The sequence below is a fragment of the Tistrella mobilis genome, from assembly GCF_041468085.1.
Classification (GTDB): Bacteria; Pseudomonadota; Alphaproteobacteria; order Tistrellales; family Tistrellaceae; genus Tistrella; species Tistrella mobilis_A.
This window is the reverse complement of sequence record NZ_CP121017.1, coordinates 633,406-652,675: the sequence shown is the minus strand read 5'-3', so window position 1 is coordinate 652,675 and position 19,270 is coordinate 633,406. Positions and strand designations below refer to the sequence as shown.

19 protein-coding genes are annotated in these 19,270 nt (G+C 65.2%); all 19 read right to left on the bottom strand.

All coding sequences use genetic code 11. The features are described 5' to 3' along the window. Positions 1-2: 2 nt before the first annotated feature. On the bottom strand, positions 3-323 hold the full coding sequence (gene rplX / locus P7L68_RS08755) for a 50S ribosomal protein L24 (RefSeq protein ID WP_228382325.1): 321 nt from the start codon (positions 321-323) through the stop codon (positions 3-5). Beyond that, the gene (gene rplN, locus P7L68_RS08750) at positions 320-688 is read right to left on the bottom strand and encodes a 50S ribosomal protein L14 (protein WP_014746137.1); all 369 of its coding nucleotides are present in this window, start codon (positions 686-688) and stop codon (positions 320-322) included. Before rplN ends, rplX begins: the two co-directional genes overlap by 4 nt. 32 nt (positions 689-720) lie before the next feature. Next, the gene (gene rpsQ / locus P7L68_RS08745) at positions 721-957 is read right to left on the bottom strand and encodes a 30S ribosomal protein S17 (protein WP_014746138.1); all 237 of its coding nucleotides are present in this window, start codon (positions 955-957) and stop codon (positions 721-723) included. Positions 958-961: 4 nt separating this feature from the next. Next, the gene (gene rpmC / locus P7L68_RS08740) at positions 962-1,165 is read right to left on the bottom strand and encodes a 50S ribosomal protein L29 (protein WP_014746139.1); all 204 of its coding nucleotides are present in this window, start codon (positions 1,163-1,165) and stop codon (positions 962-964) included. A 4-nt stretch (positions 1,166-1,169) separates the two neighbouring features. Further along, a complete protein-coding gene (rplP, locus tag P7L68_RS08735; RefSeq protein ID WP_372004229.1) occupies positions 1,170-1,589 on the bottom strand; it encodes a 50S ribosomal protein L16 in 420 nt (139 codons plus the stop codon). Between the two features lie 38 nt (positions 1,590-1,627). Further along, positions 1,628-2,305: a 30S ribosomal protein S3 gene (rpsC, locus tag P7L68_RS08730; RefSeq protein ID WP_014746141.1), complete on the bottom strand. Its 678-nt coding sequence runs from the start codon at positions 2,303-2,305 to the stop codon at positions 1,628-1,630. After that, positions 2,305-2,685, bottom strand: a complete 381-nt coding sequence (rplV, locus tag P7L68_RS08725) for a 50S ribosomal protein L22 (protein ID WP_014746142.1) — start codon at positions 2,683-2,685, stop codon at positions 2,305-2,307. The genes rpsC and rplV overlap by 1 nt, the downstream gene beginning before the upstream one ends. Before the next feature lie 2 nt (positions 2,686-2,687). Further along, the gene (gene rpsS, locus P7L68_RS08720) at positions 2,688-2,966 is read right to left on the bottom strand and encodes a 30S ribosomal protein S19 (protein ID WP_014746143.1); all 279 of its coding nucleotides are present in this window, start codon (positions 2,964-2,966) and stop codon (positions 2,688-2,690) included. A gap of 18 nt (positions 2,967-2,984) precedes the next feature. Then, positions 2,985-3,809: a 50S ribosomal protein L2 gene (gene rplB / locus P7L68_RS08715; protein ID WP_372004226.1), complete on the bottom strand. Its 825-nt coding sequence runs from the start codon at positions 3,807-3,809 to the stop codon at positions 2,985-2,987. A gap of 4 nt (positions 3,810-3,813) precedes the next feature. After that, a complete protein-coding gene (locus P7L68_RS08710; RefSeq protein ID WP_014746145.1) occupies positions 3,814-4,107 on the bottom strand; it encodes a 50S ribosomal protein L23 in 294 nt (97 codons plus the stop codon). Then, a complete protein-coding gene (gene rplD / locus P7L68_RS08705) occupies positions 4,104-4,727 on the bottom strand; it encodes a 50S ribosomal protein L4 (RefSeq protein WP_372004224.1) in 624 nt (207 codons plus the stop codon). Before rplD ends, P7L68_RS08710 begins: the two co-directional genes overlap by 4 nt. A gap of 10 nt (positions 4,728-4,737) precedes the next feature. After that, complete coding sequence (gene rplC / locus P7L68_RS08700) at positions 4,738-5,448, bottom strand: 50S ribosomal protein L3 (protein WP_372004223.1); 711 nt, start codon at positions 5,446-5,448, stop codon at positions 4,738-4,740. A 14-nt stretch (positions 5,449-5,462) separates the two neighbouring features. Beyond that, positions 5,463-5,771: a 30S ribosomal protein S10 gene (gene rpsJ, locus P7L68_RS08695; RefSeq protein WP_041606294.1), complete on the bottom strand. Its 309-nt coding sequence runs from the start codon at positions 5,769-5,771 to the stop codon at positions 5,463-5,465. Positions 5,772-5,962: 191 nt separating this feature from the next. Further along, positions 5,963-7,153: an elongation factor Tu gene (tuf, locus tag P7L68_RS08690; protein WP_372004221.1), complete on the bottom strand. Its 1,191-nt coding sequence runs from the start codon at positions 7,151-7,153 to the stop codon at positions 5,963-5,965. 54 nt (positions 7,154-7,207) lie between these two features. After that, positions 7,208-9,289, bottom strand: coding sequence for an elongation factor G (gene fusA, locus P7L68_RS08685; protein WP_372004219.1), 2,082 nt, complete (start codon positions 9,287-9,289; stop codon positions 7,208-7,210). 44 nt (positions 9,290-9,333) lie between these two features. After that, the gene (rpsG, locus tag P7L68_RS08680; protein WP_014746151.1) at positions 9,334-9,804 is read right to left on the bottom strand and encodes a 30S ribosomal protein S7; all 471 of its coding nucleotides are present in this window, start codon (positions 9,802-9,804) and stop codon (positions 9,334-9,336) included. Between the two features lie 26 nt (positions 9,805-9,830). Further along, positions 9,831-10,202, bottom strand: a complete 372-nt coding sequence (gene rpsL / locus P7L68_RS08675; protein ID WP_014746152.1) for a 30S ribosomal protein S12 — start codon at positions 10,200-10,202, stop codon at positions 9,831-9,833. A gap of 518 nt (positions 10,203-10,720) precedes the next feature. Continuing rightward, positions 10,721-14,962 (bottom strand): DNA-directed RNA polymerase subunit beta', encoded by a 4,242-nt coding sequence (rpoC, locus tag P7L68_RS08670; RefSeq protein ID WP_372004217.1) that lies wholly within the window; start codon positions 14,960-14,962, stop codon positions 10,721-10,723. Positions 14,963-15,081: 119 nt separating this feature from the next. After that, entirely contained in the window at positions 15,082-19,170 is a 4,089-nt protein-coding gene (gene rpoB / locus P7L68_RS08665; protein ID WP_372004215.1) for a DNA-directed RNA polymerase subunit beta, read from the bottom strand. Positions 19,171-19,270 lie beyond the last annotated feature (100 nt).

Below are 19,270 nucleotides of genomic sequence, written 5' to 3'. Positions count from 1 at the left end.
CGTCAACGATCGATCTGCTCGCCGGACCGCTTGGCGACGCGCACCTTACGGCCATCTTCGAGCGTGGTAAAACCGACGCGGGTCGGCTTGCCGTCCTTGGGGTCGGCGATCGCGACGTTCGACAGGTGCAGCGACGCTTCCTTCTCCACGATACCGCCGGGATTGCCCGGCTTGGGAGCGGTGTGCCGCTTGACGAGGTTTACGCCCTGAACGACGACGCGGTTCTCCTTGGGGAGAACCTGCGCAACCGTCCCGGCCTTGCCCTTGTCACGCCCGGTCAAAACGACGACGTTGTCGCCTTTCTTGATCTTGGCTGCCATCAGAGGACCTCGGGGGCCAGAGAGATGATCTTCATGAACTTCTTGCCGCGGAGCTCGCGGGTGACCGGCCCGAAGATACGGGTACCGATCGGCTCGCCATGCTTGTTGATCAGCACGGCGGCATTGCGGTCGAAACGGATGGCAGTGCCGTCCGGACGACGCAGCTCCTTGGCGGTACGAACGACCACCGCACGGTGGACGTCGCCCTTCTTCACCTTACCACGCGGAATCGCCTCCTTCACGGAGACGACGATCACGTCGCCGACACGCGCGACGCGGCGACGCGAACCGCCGAGAACGCGGATGCACATCACACGCCGGGCGCCGCTGTTGTCCGCCACTTCCAGATTGGTTTCGGTCTGGATCACGGGACCGTTCCTTAATCAGCAGGGGCCGGGCTTCATTCGCCGTCAGCGACGACCGTCCAGCGCTTGCGCTTGGAGATCGGAGCCGATTCAATGATGCGGACGATGTCGCCGGCCTTGAACCGGTTGTCCTCATCATGCGCGGCATACTTCTTGCTGCGGCGAATGAACTTCTTGTAGATCGGGTGCTGGAAGCGACGTTCGACCTTGACGATGATCGTCTTGTCGCCCTTGTCGCTCACCACGACGCCCTGAAGGATACGCTTGGGCATCTGATCACTCCTTCGCCGCGGCGCCGGCCGACTGGCCGATCACGGTCTTGATCCGGGCGATGTCGCGCCGCACCTCGCGCACACGCGCGGTGTTTTCGAGCTGGCCGCCGGCCTGCTGGAAGCGCAGGTTGAACTGCTCCTTCTTCAGCTGGAGCAGCATGGTGTTCAGCTCGGTCGCCGACTTCGCGCGCAGTTCTTCAGCCTTCATGGCTTCAGCCCTCCACACCGATGCGCTGGATCACGCGGGTGCGGATCGGCAGCTTGGCGGCGCCACGCTCGAAGGCCTCGCGGGCCACATCGGCGGGGACACCATCCAGTTCGAACATCACGCGACCGGGCTTCACGCGGGCCATCCAGAATTCCGGAGAGCCCTTGCCCTTACCCATGCGCACTTCGGCCGGCTTCTTCGAAACCGGCACGTCCGGGAAGATACGCACCCACACGCGGCCGACACGGCGGATGTGGCGGGTGATCGCGCGACGGGTCGCCTCGATCTGCCGCGCCGTCAACCGGCCGGGTTCCATCGCCTTCAGGCCGTAGGCGCCGAAATTCAGCGCCGTACCACCCTTGGCATCACCGTGGATGCGGCCCTTATGCGCCTTGCGATATTTCGTCCGCTTCGGACTCAGCATAAGTTCCAGCCTTTCTCACTAAGCTGATCGCCGCCGGATCAGCGCGAAGCCCGCGTCTCACGACGCTCGGCTTCCGCTGCCAGCGGATCGCGGCTCAGCACTTCGCCCTTGAACACCCAGACCTTGACACCGCAGGTGCCATAGGTGGTAAAGGCGGTCGCCTGGCCATAGTCGATGTCGGCGCGCAGCGTATGCAGCGGCACGCGACCTTCACGGTACCATTCCGTACGGGCGATTTCGGCGCCGCCCAGACGGCCGCTGCAGGTGATGCGGATGCCTTCGGCACCCAGGCGCATCGCCGACTGCACGGCACGCTTCATCGCCCGACGGAACGCCACGCGGCGCTCCAGCTGCTGGGCGATGTTCTCGGCCACCAGGGTGGCGTCGAGTTCGGGCTTGCGGACCTCGGCGATGTTCAGATGAACCTCGCCCTTGACCAGCTTGCCGACATCAGCCTTCAGCTTGTCGATGTCGGCGCCCTTCTTGCCGATGATCACGCCGGGACGCGCGCTGTTCAGCGTGATGCGCACCTTCTGCGCAGCACGCTCGATCACGATGCCCGACACGCCGGCGTTCTTCAGGCGGCCCTTCAGGTACTTGCGCAGGCGCAGGTCTTCCTGAAGCAGGTCGCCGTAATTGTCATCCGCGTACCAGCGGCTGTCCCAGGTACGGATGATCCCGAGCCGGAGCCCGATGGGATTGACCTTATGACCCATTAGTCCTGCTCCTCACGCTCGCGGACCACCACGGTCAGCTGGCTGAAAGGCTTCTCCACGCGACCAACACGGCCACGGGCGCGGGCGCTGAACCGCTTCATGACCAGCGCCTTGCCGACAAAGGCCTCGGCCACGAACAGACGGTCGACGTCCAGCTCGTGGTTGTTTTCCGCATTGGCGATCGCCGACTGCAGGGTCTTCTTCACGTCGTTCGAGATCCGGCGGCGCGAGAAGGTCAGCGCAGCCAGCGCCGACTCGACGCTCCGACCACGGATCAGCTCGGCGACGGTGTTAAGCTTGCGCGGGCTCACGCGCAGCATCGTCGAAACCGCGCGCGCCTCGTTTTCGGCAACCCGCCGCTCGGCACTAGGCTTGCCCATGGTTATTTCCTCTTGGCCTTCTTGTCCGCGGCGTGGCCGTAGAACGTGCGGGTGGGCGCGAACTCGCCGAACTTATGCCCGACCATGTCCTCGGAGACAAGCACGGGCAGGAACTTGTGCCCGTTATAGACCCCAAAGGTCAAGCCCACAAACTGGGGCAGGATGGTCGAACGACGCGACCAGGTGCGAATCACCTCCTTGCGGCCGGAGGTGTGCAGCGCGTCGGCCTTCTTCAGCAGGTACCCGTCGACAAACGGGCCTTTCCAAACCGAACGGGGCACGGTGTCCTCCTTCAGACCTTAGGGCTTGCGGCGACGGACGATAAACTTGTCCGTAGCCTTGTTATTGCGGGTGCGCTTGCCCTTGGTCGGCTTGCCCCACGGAGTAACCGGATGACGACCGCCCGAGGTGCGGCCTTCACCGCCGCCATGCGGGTGATCGACCGGGTTCATCGCCACACCACGGACGACCGGGCGACGGCCCATCCACCGCGAACGGCCGGCCTTGCCCAGGCTGACGTTCTGGTGGTCGGGGTTCGACACCGCACCGATGGTGGCCATGCATTCGGCGCGCACCATACGCTGCTCGCCGGAGGCCATGCGCAGCATGACGTAGTTGCCGTCCTTGCCGACCACCTGAACATAGGTGCCGGCCGACCGCGCGATCTGACCACCCTTGCCGGGCTTCAGCTCGACATTGTGGACGATCGTGCCGACCGGGATGGCCGACAGCGGCATGGCATTGCCGGGCCGCACGTCGACCTTCGCACCGGCGACGACCTTGTCGCCGGCCTTCAGGCGCTGCGGGGCCAGGATATAGGCCTGCTCGCCGTCGGTGTACTCGATCAGCGCGATGAACGCGGTGCGGTTCGGATCGTACTCAAGGCGCACGACCGAGGCTTCCACGTCCCACTTGCGGCGCTTGAAGTCGACCAGACGATAGCGGCGCTTGTGACCGCCGCCCACCTGGAACGCGGTCACGCGGCCCAGGTTGTTGCGGCCACCCGACTTGGTCAGGCCTTCGGTCAGGGACTTGACCGGCTTGCCCTTCCAGAGCTCCGAGCGATCGACCAGAACCAGCTGACGCCGGCCGGGCGAAGTCGGCTTGTATGCCTTCAAAGCCATCGGTTCAGATCCCCGCCGTCAGATCGATCTGCTGGCCTTCGGCCAGGGTCACGATCGCCTTCTTGAAGTCCGAGCGACGCCCGGGGCGGCCACGGAAGCGCTTGGTCTTGCCGGCCTGCACCAGGGTGTTCACCGCCTTGACCTTCACGCCGAAGAGCTTCTCGACGGCCTGTTTGATCTCGGGCTTGGTCGCGTCCAGCGTCACCTTGAAGGTGACCTGGTCATTCTCCGAACCCATCGTCGACTTTTCGGTGACGACCGGGCTCAGGATGATGTCGTACATCCGCTCCGGGTTCATTTCAGCCGCGCCTCCAGGCTCTCGACCGCGGCGCGCGACAGCACCAGGGTGTCGCGGCGCAGGATGTCGTAAACATTGGCGCCCTGGCTCGGCAGAACGTCGATGCCGATCAGGTTGCGGGCGGCGAGGCGGAAGCCCTGGTCGACCTCGGTGCCGCCGATGAACAGCGTCGAGCGGCCGAGACCGGCCTTCTCGAGACGGGCCACCAGCGCCTTGGTCTTGGCGTCGTCGGCCTTCAGATCGTCGACCACCACCAGCTTGCCGCCCTGAGCCTTGACCGACAGCGCGGTCTTCAGCGCCAGGCGACGCACCTTCTTGGGCAGATCATGGGCATGGCTGCGGACCACGGGACCGTGGACCGTGGCACCGCCGCGGAAGATGTTCGCCCGCTTGGCGCCGTGCCGCGCGCGGCCCGTGCCCTTCTGGCGGTAGATCTTCGCGGTCGAACCGGCGATCTCGGAGATCGTCTTCACCTTGTGCGTACCGGCGCGCCGCTTGGCGAGCTGGTAGCGCACCATCCGGTGCAGGATGTCGACGCGGGCCGGGAGACCGAACACCTCGTCAGCCAGCGCGATCGTGCCGGCATCCTCGTTGTCGAGGGTAATGACCTTCACATCCATCGCTCGGCCCTCAGCCTTCCGTGGTCTCGGCGGCCGCCACGGCCACCTGCGCCTTGAGGCCGGCCGGGAACGGCACGCTCTCTGGCAGCGCCTTCTTCACGGCGTCGCGCACAAGAACGTACGAACCGGCGGCACCCGGGATGGCGCCCTCGACGAGCAGCAGGCCACGGTCGGCATCGACCACGGTCACGCGCAGGTTCTGCACGGTCACGCGGCGGGCACCCATGTGGCCAGCCATCTTCTTGCCCTTGAAGGTACGGCCCGGATCCTGACGGTTACCGGTCGAACCATGCGAGCGGTGCGAGACCGACACGCCGTGGGTGGCACGAAGACCGCCGAAGTTGTGGCGCTTCATGGCGCCGGCGAAACCCTTACCGATCGAGGTGCCGACGACGTCGACGAACTGGCCGACGACGAAGTGGTTGGCACCGATCTCGGCTCCGATCTCAGGCAGCGCATCGGCGGTCACGCGGAACTCCGCGAGCTTCGCCTTGGGCTCCACCTTCGCCTTGGCGAAGTGGCCGCGCTGGGCCTTCGACACGTTCTTCACCTTGGCCGCGCCGTAGCCGACCTGAACCGCGGTGTAACCGTCGGTCTCGTCGGTGCGGTGGGCGACGACCTGCACATTGTCGACCTTCAGCACGGTCACGGGGATGTGAATACCGGCCGAATCGAAAATGCGGGTCATCCCGAGCTTGCGGGTGATGACTCCAGTACGCATCTGGCGTTACCCCCTCAGAGCTTGATCTCGACGTCGACGCCGGCCGCGAGGTCGAGCTTCATCAGCGCGTCGACGGTCTGCGGGGTGGGCTCGACAATGTCGAGGAGGCGCTTGTGCGTCCGGATCTCGAACTGTTCGCGCGACTTCTTGTCGATGTGCGGCGAACGGAGCACCGTGAAGCGCTCGATCTCGGTCGGCAGCGGGATCGGGCCCCGCACGCTGGCGCCGGTCCGCTTGGCGGTGTTCACGATCTCGCGGGTCGACTGATCGAGCACGCGATGATCGAACGCCTTCAGGCGGATGCGAATGTTCTGGCCTTCCATCATGGGCTTCTACCTTGGCCTCGGCGGTGCGACCTGCCGGATGAGTCCGGGGTGCCGCAGCGCCGCGCGTCCTTGCATGAGACCGGCCCGCCGGGCGGACCGGCCGGGCGCTCGTGGCGTCAGGAAACCAGGCGGCGGATGCGCCCTGCGGGATCAACCCGCCCGGCGCATCCGCTGCCGTCGTCCGTCGATCAGGCCATCACCTTGGCGACGACGCCGGCGCCGACGGTACGGCCGCCTTCGCGGATCGCGAAGCGCAGGCCTTCGTCCATGGCGATCGGCGAGATCAGCTCGACGGTGACCGACACGTTGTCACCCGGCATGACCATCTCCGTGCCTTCCGGCAGGGTGATGACACCGGTCACGTCCGTGGTCCGGAAGTAGAACTGCGGACGATAGTTGGTGAAGAAGGGGGTGTGACGGCCGCCCTCTTCCTTGGTCAGGATATACGCCTCGGCGGCGAACTTGGTGTGCGGGGTGATGGTGCCCGGCTTCGCCAGCACCTGACCACGCTCCACGTCCTCGCGCTTCGTGCCGCGCAGCAGCACGCCGACATTGTCACCGGCCTCGCCCTGATCCAGCAGCTTGCGGAACATCTCGACGCCGGTCACCGTGGTCTTCGTGGTGTCGCGCAGACCCACGATCGCCACTTCCTCGCCGACCTTGATCACGCCGCGCTCGATACGCCCGGTCACAACCGTGCCGCGGCCCGAGATCGAGAACACGTCTTCGATCGGCATCAGGAACGGCTGGTCCTTCGGACGATCCGGGGTCGGGATGTACTCGTCAACCGCACGCATCAGCTCAAGGATCCGCTCGGCGCCGATCGACGGGTTCGTGCCCTCGATCGCAGCCAGAGCCGAGCCCTTGATCACCGGAATGTCGTCGCCCGGGAAGTCGTAGCTGGCGAGCAGCTCCCGCACTTCCATCTCGACGAGCTCCAGCAGCTCCTCGTCGTCGACCATGTCGACCTTGTTCATGAACACGACAAGCGCCGGAACGCCGACCTGACGCGCAAGCAGGATATGCTCGCGGGTCTGCGGCATCGGACCGTCCGCCGCCGACACGACCAGGATCGCGCCGTCCATCTGCGCCGCACCCGTGATCATGTTCTTCACGTAGTCGGCATGGCCGGGGCAATCAACATGCGCATAGTGACGGGCTTCCGTCTGGTACTCGACATGCGCCGTGTTGATGGTGATGCCGCGCTCCTTCTCTTCAGGAGCCTTGTCGATCGAGTCGTACGACGTATAGGTCGCTCCGCCCGTCTCGGCCAGAACCTTCGTGATCGCAGCCGTCAGCGTCGTCTTGCCATGGTCCACGTGACCGATCGTGCCGATGTTCACGTGCGGCTTGCTGCGCTCGAACTTTTCCTTACCCATGGCTCTCGCCTCCGTCTTTCCAAACGTTTTTCAAACCGGTCATCGATCCGCGGATCAGCCCGCGTACTTCGCCTTGACCTCATCCGCCAGATGCTGCGGAACCGGCTCGTAATGGTCGAACTGCATCGTGTACTGGGCGCGGCCCTGGGACATCGAGCGCAGCTGGTTGACGTAGCCGAACATGCTGGCCAGCGGCACCATGGCGTTGACGACGCGGGCATTGCCGCGGCTGTCCATGCTGCTCACCTGACCACGGCGGCTGTTCAGGTCGCCGATGATGTCGCCCATGTACTCGTCCGGGGTGACGACCTCGACCTTCATGATCGGCTCGAGGAGCACCGGGCGGCTCTTGCCCATGGCCTCGCGGAACGCAGCACGCGACGCGATTTCGAAGGCGAGCACCGAGCTGTCGACGTCATGATAGGCGCCGTCGATCAGTTCGGCCTTGAGGTTGACCACCGGGAAGCCGGCGATCACGCCGTTGCCCAGGCAGGACTCGATGCCCTTCTGGACGCCGGGGACGTATTCGCGCGGAACCGAGCCGCCGACGACCTTGTTCTCGAACACGAAGCCGTCCTCGCCCTCGAAGGGCTCGAACTTCAGCTTCACGCGCGCGAACTGGCCCGAACCGCCGGTCTGCTTCTTGTGGGTGTAATCGACCTCGACCGGCTGACCGAAGCGCTCGCGATAGGCCACCTGCGGCTGACCGACATTCGCCTCGACCTTGAATTCGCGGCGCATGCGATCGACGATGATCTCGAGATGGAGCTCGCCCATGCCCTTGATCACGGTCTGGCCGCTTTCCTCGTCGGTCGACACGCGGAAGGACGGATCCTCCTGCGCCAGACGCGACAGGGCGAGGCCCATCTTCTCCTGGTCGCTCTTGGTCTTCGGCTCGACCGCGACCTCGATCACCGGCTCCGGGAACTCCATGCGCTCCAGGATGATCTTGGCATCCGAGGCGCAGAGGGTGTCACCGGTGGTGGTGCCCTTCATGCCGCAGAGCGCCACGATATCGCCAGCGCGGGCTTCCTTGACGTCCTCACGGCTGTTCGCGTGCATCTGCAGCATGCGGCCGACGCGCTCGCGATCACCCTTGACGGTGTTGAGCACGTAGGAGCCGCTCTCGATGACACCCGAATAGACGCGGATGTAGGTCAGCGAGCCGACGAAGGGGTCCGACATGATCTTGAACGCCAGCGCCGAGAAGGGCGCCTCGTCCTTGCTCTCGCGGACCAGCGTGGTCTCCGGGTCATCCACGGCGGTGCCGTGAACGGCCGGCACGTCGACCGGCGAGGGCAGGAAGTCGATCACGGCGTCGAGCAGGGGCTGCACGCCCTTGTTCTTGAACGCCGAACCGTTGATCACGGGAACGAACTGACGCGCCAGCGTGCCCTTGCGGATGCAGCGCTTCAGGGTGGCGACGTCCGGCTCGTTGCCTTCGAGATAGGCTTCCATCACCTCGTCGTCGGCCTCGACGGCCGTCTCGACCAGCTTCTGGCGATACTCTTCGGCGCGGTCGGCGAGATCGGCCGGAATGTCGCGCTCTTCGAACTCGGCGCCGAGGCTTTCGTCCTTCCAGACGACCGCCTTCATCTTCACCAGGTCGACGATGCCGACATATTCCGACTCGGAGCCGATCGGCAGGCTCAGAACCAGCGGGTTGGCGCCCAGCCGGTCGACCATCATGTCGACGCAGCGGTAGAAGTTGGCGCCCATGCGGTCCATCTTGTTGACGAAGCAGATGCGCGGCACGCGGTACTTGTCCGCCTGGCGCCACACCGTCTCCGACTGGGGCTCGACGCCCGCGACACTGTCGAACACCGCGACCGCGCCGTCGAGAACACGGAGCGAACGCTCCACCTCGATGGTGAAGTCGACGTGGCCCGGGGTGTCGATGATGTTGATGCGGTGGTTGTTCCAGAAGCAGGTCGTCGCGGCCGACGTGATGGTGATGCCGCGCTCCTGCTCCTGCTCCATCCAGTCCATCGTGGCCGCACCCTCGTGCACCTCACCGATCTTGTGGGACCGGCCGGTGTAATAGAGGATGCGCTCGGTCGTCGTCGTCTTACCGGCATCGATGTGCGCCATGATGCCGATGTTGCGGTAGGCCTCGATGGGCGTCGTGCGTGCCATGTTCGCGTCCAGGAAGCTGGGGTTTCTAAGAGACGGCCGACCCGTTACCAGCGATAGTGCGAGAACGCCTTGTTGGCGTCCGCCATGCGGTGGGTGTCTTCACGCTTCTTGATTGCGGTGCCACGGCTCTGCGCGGCATCGAGCAGTTCACCGGCCAGACGCTCCACCGCCGTGTTCTCGGAACGGTTCCGGGCGGCAGTGATCAGCCAGCGGATGGCCAGGGCCTGGGCGCGATCGGGGCGGACCTCGACCGGGACCTGATAGGTGGCGCCACCGACGCGGCGGCTCTTCACCTCGACCGCCGGGCGCACGTTCTCGAGCGCCTCGTGGAAGACGCGGAGGCCTTCCTGACGGGTCTTCTGCTCGATCAGATCGAAGGCGCCGTAGACGATCGCTTCCGCGACCGACTTCTTGCCATCATACATCAGCACGTTCATGAACTTGCTGACGACGGCATCGCCGAACTTCGGATCCGGGAGAACCTGGCGCTTTTCAGCGGCATGACGACGGGACATGGATCAACCTCTCCTTGACGGCCGGATCACTTCGGCCGCTTGGCGCCGTACTTCGAACGACGCTGACGACGGTTCTTGACGCCCTGGGTGTCCAGCGTGCCGCGGAGGATGTGGTAGCGCACGCCCGGAAGGTCCTTCACGCGGCCGCCACGGATCAGCACCACCGAGTGCTCCTGAAGGTTGTGACCTTCGCCCGGAATGTAGCTGGTGACTTCGAAGCTGTTGGTCAGACGCACGCGGGCGACCTTACGAAGCGCCGAGTTCGGCTTCTTCGGGGTGGTCGTGTACACGCGGGTGCAGACACCACGCTTCTGGGGGCACGCCTCGAGGGCCGGCACCTTGTTGCGATCCACCGGCGCGAGGCGCGGCTTGCGGATCAGCTGATTGATCGTGGGCATCCAATCGATCCCGTCAAACTTGGGCTGCAGGGCTTGCGACCCTGCGTCCACACAAAAACCGTCGGAGGGCAAAGCCCCTTTCCCGCCAACGGCACAAATGCCGGCTCGGGAAAGGCTTTACCTTCCGGGGGCTGTTTTCGCCGGCCCCTACGGCATGGAGGGGACCGGATGTCCGTGCGGCATGGACGCGCCCGTCCATGGGGGTCCGCACACCAGCCCCCGAAGTGAGCGCGCATACTAGTTGTGGCCCCTCCCCCCGTCAACCCCAAAAGGCTTGACATGCAAGGGTTTCCGGCCCGTCGGGGAATCCCGCGGGACTCTGCGGAATCCTGCGCGATTCCCGTAACGAGCGACGCCCCGCCGGGCGGAGCGGGTAGCGGACCTGCATCATCTGCATGCCCCGGCCGCCCCCCCAGACGCCGACGGCCCTGCTGCCGCCCCTTGAAGGGCAGCAGCAGGGCCGCGAACGTCGTCGGGGATGCGTCGTCGGGGATGCCGGGCCGCAGACGCCGGGAGCGTTACTCCGCGGCGCCCGGCACGTCGGCGGAGCCTGCCAGCACCGCCCCGGCCTCGTCGCCATCCTCGTTGCCGAGCAGGGCCTTGTCGCGGTTGGCCGCGATCGACTTCAGCCGGTTGACCGCGGCACCGGTGCCGGCCGGGATCAGCCGGCCGACGATGACGTTCTCCTTGAGGCCGTCCAGCGTGTCCATCTTGCCGGCGGTCGCCGCCTCGGTGAGCACGCGGGTGGTCTCCTGGAACGATGCCGCCGAGATGAACGACCGGGTCAGCAGCGAGGCCTTGGTGATGCCCTGGAGCACCGGCTCGGCCTTCGCCTCGCGCATGTCGGGCTGCCGCTCGCCGCCTTCCGACGCCAGACGCTCGGCATTGCGCTGCCGGACCTTGGCGTTGACCTGGTCGAACTCGAACCGGTCGACCTGCTCGCCGAGCAGGAAGGTGGTGTCGCCCGGATCCAGGATCTCGACCTTCTGCAGCATCTGGCGAACGATCACCTCGATGTGCTTGTCGTTGATCTTCACGCCCTGCAGCCGGTAGACCTCCTGGATCTCGTTGATCAGGTAGGAGGCCAGCTCCTCGACACCCAGCACGCGCAGGATGTCGTGGGGCACCGGATTGCCGTCCATCAGCAGGTCGCCGCGGCGGACGTAATCGCCCTCCTGGACCGTCAGGTGCTTGCCCTTCGGGACCAGGTACTCGCGCGGCTCCTGATCCGCCTCGTCCGGCACGATCAGGATGCGGCGCTTGCTCTTGTAGTCGCGGCCGAACTCGACCTTGCCCTGGATCTCGGCGATGACCGCATGATCCTTGGGCTTGCGGGCCTCGAACAGTTCCGCGACGCGCGGCAGACCACCGGTGATGTCGCGGGTCTTGCTGCTCTCGCGCGGGATACGCGCCAGAACGTCACCGGCGTTCACCTGCTGGCCGTTCTCCACCGACAGCACGGCATCCACGCTCATGAAATAGCGGGCTTCCATGCCGTTGGGCAGGGTCAGGACCTCACCCTGGCTGTCGCGCAGCGTGATCCGCGGGCGCAGATCCGCACCACGGGGCTGCTGACGCCAGTCGATGACGACCTTGTTGGCGATACCGGTGGCCTCGTCCATCCGTTCCAGCAGCGAGATGCCGTCGACCAGGTCGACGTAATGCGCCACACCGCTGGTTTCGGTGATGATCGGCACCGTATACGGGTCCCAGTCCGCCAGGCGCTGGCCGGCGGTGACCATCTGGCCCTCGTCCACGAACAGACGACCACCATAGGGCACCTTGTGCCGTGCCTTCTCGCGGCCATCCTCCGCGAGGAGGACGACTTCGAGATTGCGGGACATGACGACCAGGGCACCCTGGCTGTCGCGCACCACGTTGCGGTTCACCAGCTGGACGCGGCCTTCATAATTGGCCTCGATGCTGGAGACGACCGCGCCGCGCTGCGCCGCACCGCCGATATGGAAGGTCCGCATGGTCAGCTGGGTGCCCGGCTCGCCGATCGACTGCGCCGCGATGACGCCGACCGCTTCGCCGATATTCACCCGCGTGCCGCGCGCCAGGTCGCGACCATAGCAGGCCGCGCAGACGCCGTGGCCGCTCTCGCAGGTCAGCACCGAGCGGATGCGGATGGCCTCGACACCGGCCTCGTCGACCCGCTCGACCACCGCCTCGTCGATCAGTTCACCGGCAGCCACCACGACCTCGCCGGTCGTGGGATGGGTCACCGCCTCGGCGGCGGTCCGGCCCAGGATACGATCGGCCAGGGTCTCGATCACCACGCCGCCGTCGATGACGGCGCGGGTCATCAGGCCCTGCTCGGTCCCGCAATCCTCCTCGGTGATGACGCAGTCCTGCGCCACGTCGACGAGACGGCGGGTGAGGTAACCCGAGTTCGCGGTCTTGAGCGCCGTGTCGGCCAGGCCCTTACGGGCACCGTGCGTCGAGTTGAAGTACTCGAGCACCGACAGGCCTTCCTTGAAGTTCGAGATGATCGGCGTCTCGATGATCTCACCCGAGGGCTTGGCCATCAGGCCGCGCATGCCCGCGAGCTGCTTCATCTGCGCCGCCGAACCACGGGCGCCGGAATGGGCCATCATATAGATCGAGTTCATGTGGCGGGGGCTCTTGGCCATGCCCGCCTGACCCTGACCCGAGATGACGCGCATCATGGCATCCGCGACCTGGTCGGTGCACTTCGCCCAGGCGTCGACGACCTTGTTGTACTTCTCACCCTTGGTGATGAGACCCTCCTGGTACTGGGTCTCGTACTGCTTCACCTCTTCGGTGGTGACGGCCACCAGTTCCGCCTTCTCGTCGGGGACGATCATGTCGTCCTTGCCGAACGAGATGCCGGCACGCGCCGCACGGCGGAAGCCGAGCGCCATCAGCCGGTCGCAGAAGATCACCGTCTCCTTCTGACCGCAGTGGCGGTAGACGGCGTCGATGACGTTGGTGATCTCTTTCTTGGTCAGAACCCGGTTGATCAGATCGAACTTGATCTTGGGGTTCCGCGGCAGGATCTCGGAGAGCAGCATGCGGCCCGGGGTCGCATCCACCATCACCGTGATCGGGTTGTTGTCGTCATCCACCGTGCGGTAGCGGCAGCGGATCTTGGCATGCAGGCTGACGACGCCGGCGTCCAGCGCCTGGTCGATCTCGCCCACATCCGAGAACACCATGCCCTCGCCCAGCTCGTTCTCGCCGATCTGGGTCTGGTAGTAGAGGCCGAGGACGATGTCCTGCGACGGCACGATGATCGGCTTGCCGTTCGCCGGGCTCAGGATGTTGTTGGTCGACATCATGAGCACGCGGGCTTCGAGCTGCGCCTCGATCGACAGCGGCACATGCACCGCCATCTGGTCGCCGTCGAAGTCGGCGTTGAAGGCCGCGCAGACCAGCGGATGCAGCTGGATCGCCTTGCCCTCGATCAGCACCGGCTCGAAGGCCTGGATGCCGAGGCGATGCAGGGTCGGCGCGCGGTTCAGGAACACCGGATGCTCGCGGATGACCTCGTCGAGCACGTCCCAGACCTCGGGGCGCTCTTTCTCCACCATGCGCTTCGCCGCCTTGATGGTGGTGGCGAGGCCATAGAGTTCGAGCTTCGAATAGATGAACGGCTTGAAGAGTTCGAGCGCCATCTTCTTCGGCAGGCCGCACTGATGGAGCTTCAGCTCCGGGCCCACCACGATGACCGAACGACCCGAATAGTCGACGCGCTTGCCGAGCAGGTTCTGACGGAACCGGCCCTGCTTGCCCTTCAGCATGTCGGACAGCGACTTCAGCGGGCGCTTGTTGGCGCCGGTGATGACGCGGCCGCGACGGCCATTGTCGAACAGCGCATCCACCGCCTCCTGCAGCATGCGCTTCTCGTTGCGCACGATGATGTCGGGCGCACGCAGCTCAAGCAGACGCTTCAGGCGGTTGTTGCGGTTGATGACGCGGCGATAGAGATCGTTCAGGTCCGAGGTCGCGAAGCGCCCACCATCCAGCGGCACCAGCGGGCGCAGATCCGGCGGGATGACGGGAACGACTTCCAGGATCATCCACTCGGGACGGTTCTCGGACTCGATGAAGGATTCGAGCAGCTTCAGCCGCTTGACCAGCTTCTTGCGCTTGGCTTCCGAGGAGGTCTCGACCAGCTCGGTGCGCATCTCCTCGCTCTCGCGATCGAGGTCGAGCTGCTTCAGCATGTCGCGGATGGCTTCGGCGCCGATACCCGCCTGGAAGGCGTCCGGGCCGTATTCCTCCTGCGCACGCATGAACTGCTCTTCCGTCAGCAGCTGGTGCTGCTTGAGCGGGGTCAGGCCGGGCTCCATCACCACGTAGTTCTCGAAATAGAGAACCCGCTCGATGTCCTTCAGCGTCATGTCGAGCAGAAGGCCGATGCGCGAGGGCAGCGACTTCAGGAACCAGATATGCGCGACCGGCGAGGCCAGTTCGATATGGCCCATGCGTTCACGACGCACCTTGGCCTGAATGACCTCGACGCCGCACTTCTCGCAGACGATGCCGCGATGCTTCATGCGCTTGTACTTGCCGCACAGGCATTCGTAGTCCTTGATCGGACCGAAAATGCGTGCGCAGAACAGGCCGTCGCGCTCCGGCTTGAACGTGCGGTAGTTGATCGTCTCGGGCTTCTTGACCTCGCCATACGACCAGGACCGGATCTTCTCCGGGCTCGCGATGGAGATGCGGATCGCATCGAAGGACTGCGCCCCCGAGCCGAAGCCGAACAGATTGAGCACGTCGTTGTTCATGGGAAAGTCGCTCTCCCTTAGCGCGTCTTCCGCAAGGTCTGCGGAGTGCGGACGGCGCGGCGGACGGATATGGCAGCCATATCCATCCGCCGCGCCGGAGATCGGCCGGGCCGATGGCGTCAGTCGTTACGGACCAGTTCGACGTCGAGGCCGAGTGCCTGGATTTCCTTCACGAGAACGTTGAAGCTCTCGGGGATACCGGCCTCGAAGGTATCGTCGCCCTTGACGATGGCCTCGTAGATCTTGGTCCGGCCCGACACGTCGTCGGACTTCACCGTCAGCATTTCCTGCAGCGTGTAGGCGGCACCATAGGCCTGGAGCGCCCACACCTCCATTTCACCGAAACGCTGGCCGCCGAAATGCGCCTTACCGCCCAGCGGCTGCTGGGTGACCAGGCTGTAGGGGCCGATGGACCGGGCGTGGATCTTGTCGTCGACCAGGTGGTGGAGCTTCAGCATGTAGATGTAGCCCACGGTCACCTTGCGGTCGAAGGGCTCACCCGTGCGGCCGTCGATCAGCTGGACCTGACCGGAATGGTCGAGCCCCGCTTCCTCCAGCATGCGCACGACGTCGCCTTCGTTGGCACCGTCGAAGACCGGGGTCGCCATCGGCACGCCGCGCTTCAGGTTGCGCGCCAGCTCCAGCACCTCGGCATCCGACATGCCGTCGATTTCGCGGCAATCGTCTTCCCGCTCATAGACGTGGCGCAGATAGGCGCGCAGGTCGTCCATGGTCTTGCCGCGGTCCAGCTCCTCGACGATCTTGCCGATCTTGCGGCCGAGACCGGCCGAGGCCCAGCCCAGATGCGTCTCAAGGATCTGCCCGACATTCATGCGGCTCGGCACGCCCAGCGGGTTCAGCACGATGTCGACATTGCCGCCGTCTTCCAGATACGGCATGTCCTCGATCGGCATGATCCGCGAGATGACGCCCTTGTTGCCGTGACGGCCGGCCATCTTATCGCCCGGCTGAAGCTTGCGCTTCACGGCGATGAAGACCTTGACCATCTTGAGCACGCCGGGCGGCAGCTCGTCGCCGCGCTGCAGCTTCTCGACCTTGTTCTCGAAGCGCTTCTGAAGCTGGTCGACCCGCTGGTCGAGCTGCTTCTTCACCGCCTCGATATCGGCCATGCGCGCCTCGTCGGCGATGGCGATCTGCCACCACTGACCGCGGGTGAAGGACGAGAGCACCTCGTCGGTCACCAGCTCGCCCGCCTTGATGCCGCGCGGGCCGCCGACGATCTTCTGACCGTCGAGCAGGTCGCGGAGCTGGCGGTAGGCGTTGCGCTCCAGGATCGCGCGCTCGTCGTCGCGGTCCTTGGCCAGACGGTCGATCTCTTCCCGCTCGATCGCAAGCGCACGCTGGTCCTTGTCGACGCCACGGCGCGAGAACACCCGCACCTCGACGACGGTTCCGGTGACGCCCGGCGGCACGCGCAGCGAGGTGTCGCGAACATTCGCGGCCTTCTCGCCGAAGATGGCGCGGAGCAGCTTCTCTTCCGGCGTCATCGGGCTTTCGCCCTTCGGCGTGACCTTGCCGACCAGAATGTCGCCCGCCTTCACCTCGGCACCGATATAGGTGATGCCGGCCTCGTCGAGATTGCGGAGGCCTTCCTCACCGACATTCGGGATGTCGCGGGTGATTTCCTCGGGCCCCAGCTTCGTGTCACGGGCCATCACCTCGAATTCCTCGATATGGATCGAGGTGAAAACATCGTCCGAGACGATGCGCTCCGAGATGAGGATCGAGTCCTCGAAGTTGTAGCCCATCCACGGCATGAAGGCGACGAGCACGTTCCGGCCGAGGGCGAGATCGCCAAGCTCGGTCGAGGGGCCGTCGGCGATGATGTCGCCGGTCTGGATCCGGTCACCCACCTTCACCAGCGGACGCTGGTTGATGCAGGTGTTCTGGTTCGACCGCTGGAACTTCGACAGCTTGTAGATGTCGACGCCGTTGGTGGCGCCGTCGCCGTCGGTCACGCGGATCACGATACGGGTCGCATCGACCTGGTCGACCACGCCGCCACGCTTTGCGGCCAGCGCCACGCCCGAGTCGCGCGCCACCACCGGCTCGATGCCGGTGCCGACCAGCGGCGCCTCGGCACGGACCAGCGGCACCGCCTGACGCTGCATGTTCGAGCCCATCAGCGCGCGGTTCGCGTCGTCGTTCTCAAGGAACGGGATCAGCGAGGCCGCAACCGAAACCAGCTGCTTCGGCGAGACGTCGATATGGGTGATCTGCTCGCGCGGCGACATCACGAACTCGCCCATCTCGCGGCAGGTCACCAGCTCGTTGACGAAGCGGCCTTCGGCATCGAGATCGGCATTGGCCTGCGCGATGGTGTAGCGGCCCTCTTCCATCGCCGAGAGGTACACGACCTCGTCGGTGACGCGGCCGTCGACCACCTTGCGATAGGGGCTTTCGATGAAGCCGTATTTGTTCACCCGCGCATAGGTGGCCAGGCTGTTGATCAGACCGATGTTCGGGCCTTCCGGCGTCTCGATCGGGCAGATGCGGCCGTAATGCGTGGGATGGATGTCGCGGACCTCGAAGCCCGCCCGCTCACGGGTCAGACCGCCCGGGCCAAGCGCCGAAAGACGACGCTTGTGGGTGATTTCCGACAGCGGGTTGGTCTGGTCCATGAACTGCGACAGCTGCGACGAGCCGAAGAACTCGCGGACCGCGGCCGCCGCCGGCTTCGCGTTGATCAGGTCGTGGGGCATGACCGACTCGATGTCGACCGAACCCATACGCTCCTTGATCGCGCGTTCCATGCGCAGAAGGCCGATGCGGTACTGATTCTCCATCAGCTCACCGACCGACCGGACACGGCGGTTGCCGAGATGGTCGATGTCGTCGATCTCGCCCTTGCCGTCCTTCAGGTCGACCAGGGTCTTGATGACCGAGAGGATGTCCTCGCGGCGCAGAACCCGCACGCTGTCGTCGGTGTCGAGGCCGAGACGCATGTTCATCTTCACGCGACCGACGGCCGAAAGGTCGTAGCGCTCGCTGTCGAAGAACAGGCTCTCGAACAGGGCTTCGGCGGTCTCAGGGGTCGGCGGCTCACCCGGGCGCATCACCCGGTAGATGTTCATGAGCGCTTCGTCGCGGGTGTCGGTACGATCCAGCATCAGCGTGTTGCGCATATAGGCGCCCACATTGATGTGGTCGATCGCCAGCGTCGGCAGCCGGGTGATGCCCAGCTCCTCCAGCTTCACCAGATGCTCGGCGGTGATCTCATCACCGGCCTCGATCAGGACTTCGCCGGTGGTCTCGTCGATCACGTCCTCACCGGCATAGGCGCCGATCAGGTCTTCCGGCGCCACCACGAAGGCGCGCAGGCCGCTTTCGACCAGTTTGCGGATCACACGCGGGGCGAGCTTCTTGCCGGCCTCGGCGACGACCTCGCCGGTATCGGCGTCGATCAGGTCGCGGGCCAGCTTGATGCCGCGCAGGCGCTCTTCAACGAAGGGGGTCTGCCAGCCCTTGTCGTTCCGCTCGTAGGTGATCGTGGCGTAGAAGGTGGAGAGGATCTGCTCGTTGTCATAGCCGAGCGCGCGCAGCAGCGTCGTCGCCGGCAGCTTGCGGCGACGGTCGATGCGCACATAGACCAGATCCTTCGCGTCGAACTCGAAATCGAGCCACGAGCCGCGATACGGAATGATCCGGGCCGCGTAGAGCAGCTTGCCCGAGGCATGGGTCTTGCCGCGGTCATGGTCGAAGAAGACGCCCGGCGAGCGGTGCATCTGGCTGACGATGACGCGCTCGGTGCCGTTGACGATGAAGGTGCCCTTGTCCGTCATGAGCGGCATGTCGCCCATGTAGACATCCTGCTCCTTGATGTCGCGGATCGACCGGGCGCCGGTGTCTTCGTCGATGTCCCACACGACCAGACGCAGCGTGACCTTCAGCGGCGCGGCGAAGGTCATGCCGCGCTGCTGGCATTCCTCGACGTCGAACTTCGGGGTCTCGAGTTCATAGCGCACGAACTCGAGAGTCGCGCGGTCGGAAAAGTCCTTGATCGGAAAAACCGACTTGAACACGCCCTGCAGACCGCTATCCGGGCGCTGGGCCGGATCGGCGTCGAGCTGAAGGAACTGATCGTACGACTTCTTCTGGACCTCGATCAGGTTCGGCAGCGTCGTGACTTCGGGGATGCGACCGAAGCTCTTCCGAACGCGCTTGCGACCCGTAAACGAGTATGCCATCGTCGTTCCTCTCGAACCGTTTTTCTAACGGCGTCGGCGCCGTCAATTCATGCGCCCGCCCCGCCTGCAGGACCCCCGGCATTCACCGGCCCCGGTCCTC

What these genes read in the sequence shown, in the direction of transcription:
- rpoC (WP_372004217.1), bottom strand. Translation starts at nt 14,962, where the DNA reads ATGAACAACGACGTGCTCAATCTGTTCGGCTTCGGCTCGGGGGCGCAG.
- rplC (WP_372004223.1), bottom strand. Translation starts at nt 5,448, where the DNA reads ATGCGTACTGGAGTCATCACCCGCAAGCTCGGGATGACCCGCATTTTC.
- rpoB (WP_372004215.1), bottom strand. Translation starts at nt 19,170, where the DNA reads ATGGCATACTCGTTTACGGGTCGCAAGCGCGTTCGGAAGAGCTTCGGT.
- rpsC (WP_014746141.1), bottom strand. Translation starts at nt 2,305, where the DNA reads ATGGGTCATAAGGTCAATCCCATCGGGCTCCGGCTCGGGATCATCCGT.
- rplP (WP_372004229.1), bottom strand. Translation starts at nt 1,589, where the DNA reads ATGCTGAGTCCGAAGCGGACGAAATATCGCAAGGCGCATAAGGGCCGC.
- P7L68_RS08710 (WP_014746145.1), bottom strand. Translation starts at nt 4,107, where the DNA reads ATGAACCCGGAGCGGATGTACGACATCATCCTGAGCCCGGTCGTCACC.
- rpsG (WP_014746151.1), bottom strand. Translation starts at nt 9,804, where the DNA reads ATGTCCCGTCGTCATGCCGCTGAAAAGCGCCAGGTTCTCCCGGATCCG.
- rplV (WP_014746142.1), bottom strand. Translation starts at nt 2,685, where the DNA reads ATGGGCAAGCCTAGTGCCGAGCGGCGGGTTGCCGAAAACGAGGCGCGC.
- rpsL (WP_014746152.1), bottom strand. Translation starts at nt 10,202, where the DNA reads ATGCCCACGATCAATCAGCTGATCCGCAAGCCGCGCCTCGCGCCGGTG.
- rpsJ (WP_041606294.1), bottom strand. Translation starts at nt 5,771, where the DNA reads ATGGAAGGCCAGAACATTCGCATCCGCCTGAAGGCGTTCGATCATCGC.
- fusA (WP_372004219.1), bottom strand. Translation starts at nt 9,289, where the DNA reads ATGGCACGCACGACGCCCATCGAGGCCTACCGCAACATCGGCATCATG.
- tuf (WP_372004221.1), bottom strand. Translation starts at nt 7,153, where the DNA reads ATGGGTAAGGAAAAGTTCGAGCGCAGCAAGCCGCACGTGAACATCGGC.
- rplB (WP_372004226.1), bottom strand. Translation starts at nt 3,809, where the DNA reads ATGGCTTTGAAGGCATACAAGCCGACTTCGCCCGGCCGGCGTCAGCTG.
- rpmC (WP_014746139.1), bottom strand. Translation starts at nt 1,165, where the DNA reads ATGAAGGCTGAAGAACTGCGCGCGAAGTCGGCGACCGAGCTGAACACC.
- rplD (WP_372004224.1), bottom strand. Translation starts at nt 4,727, where the DNA reads ATGGATGTGAAGGTCATTACCCTCGACAACGAGGATGCCGGCACGATC.
- rpsQ (WP_014746138.1), bottom strand. Translation starts at nt 957, where the DNA reads ATGCCCAAGCGTATCCTTCAGGGCGTCGTGGTGAGCGACAAGGGCGAC.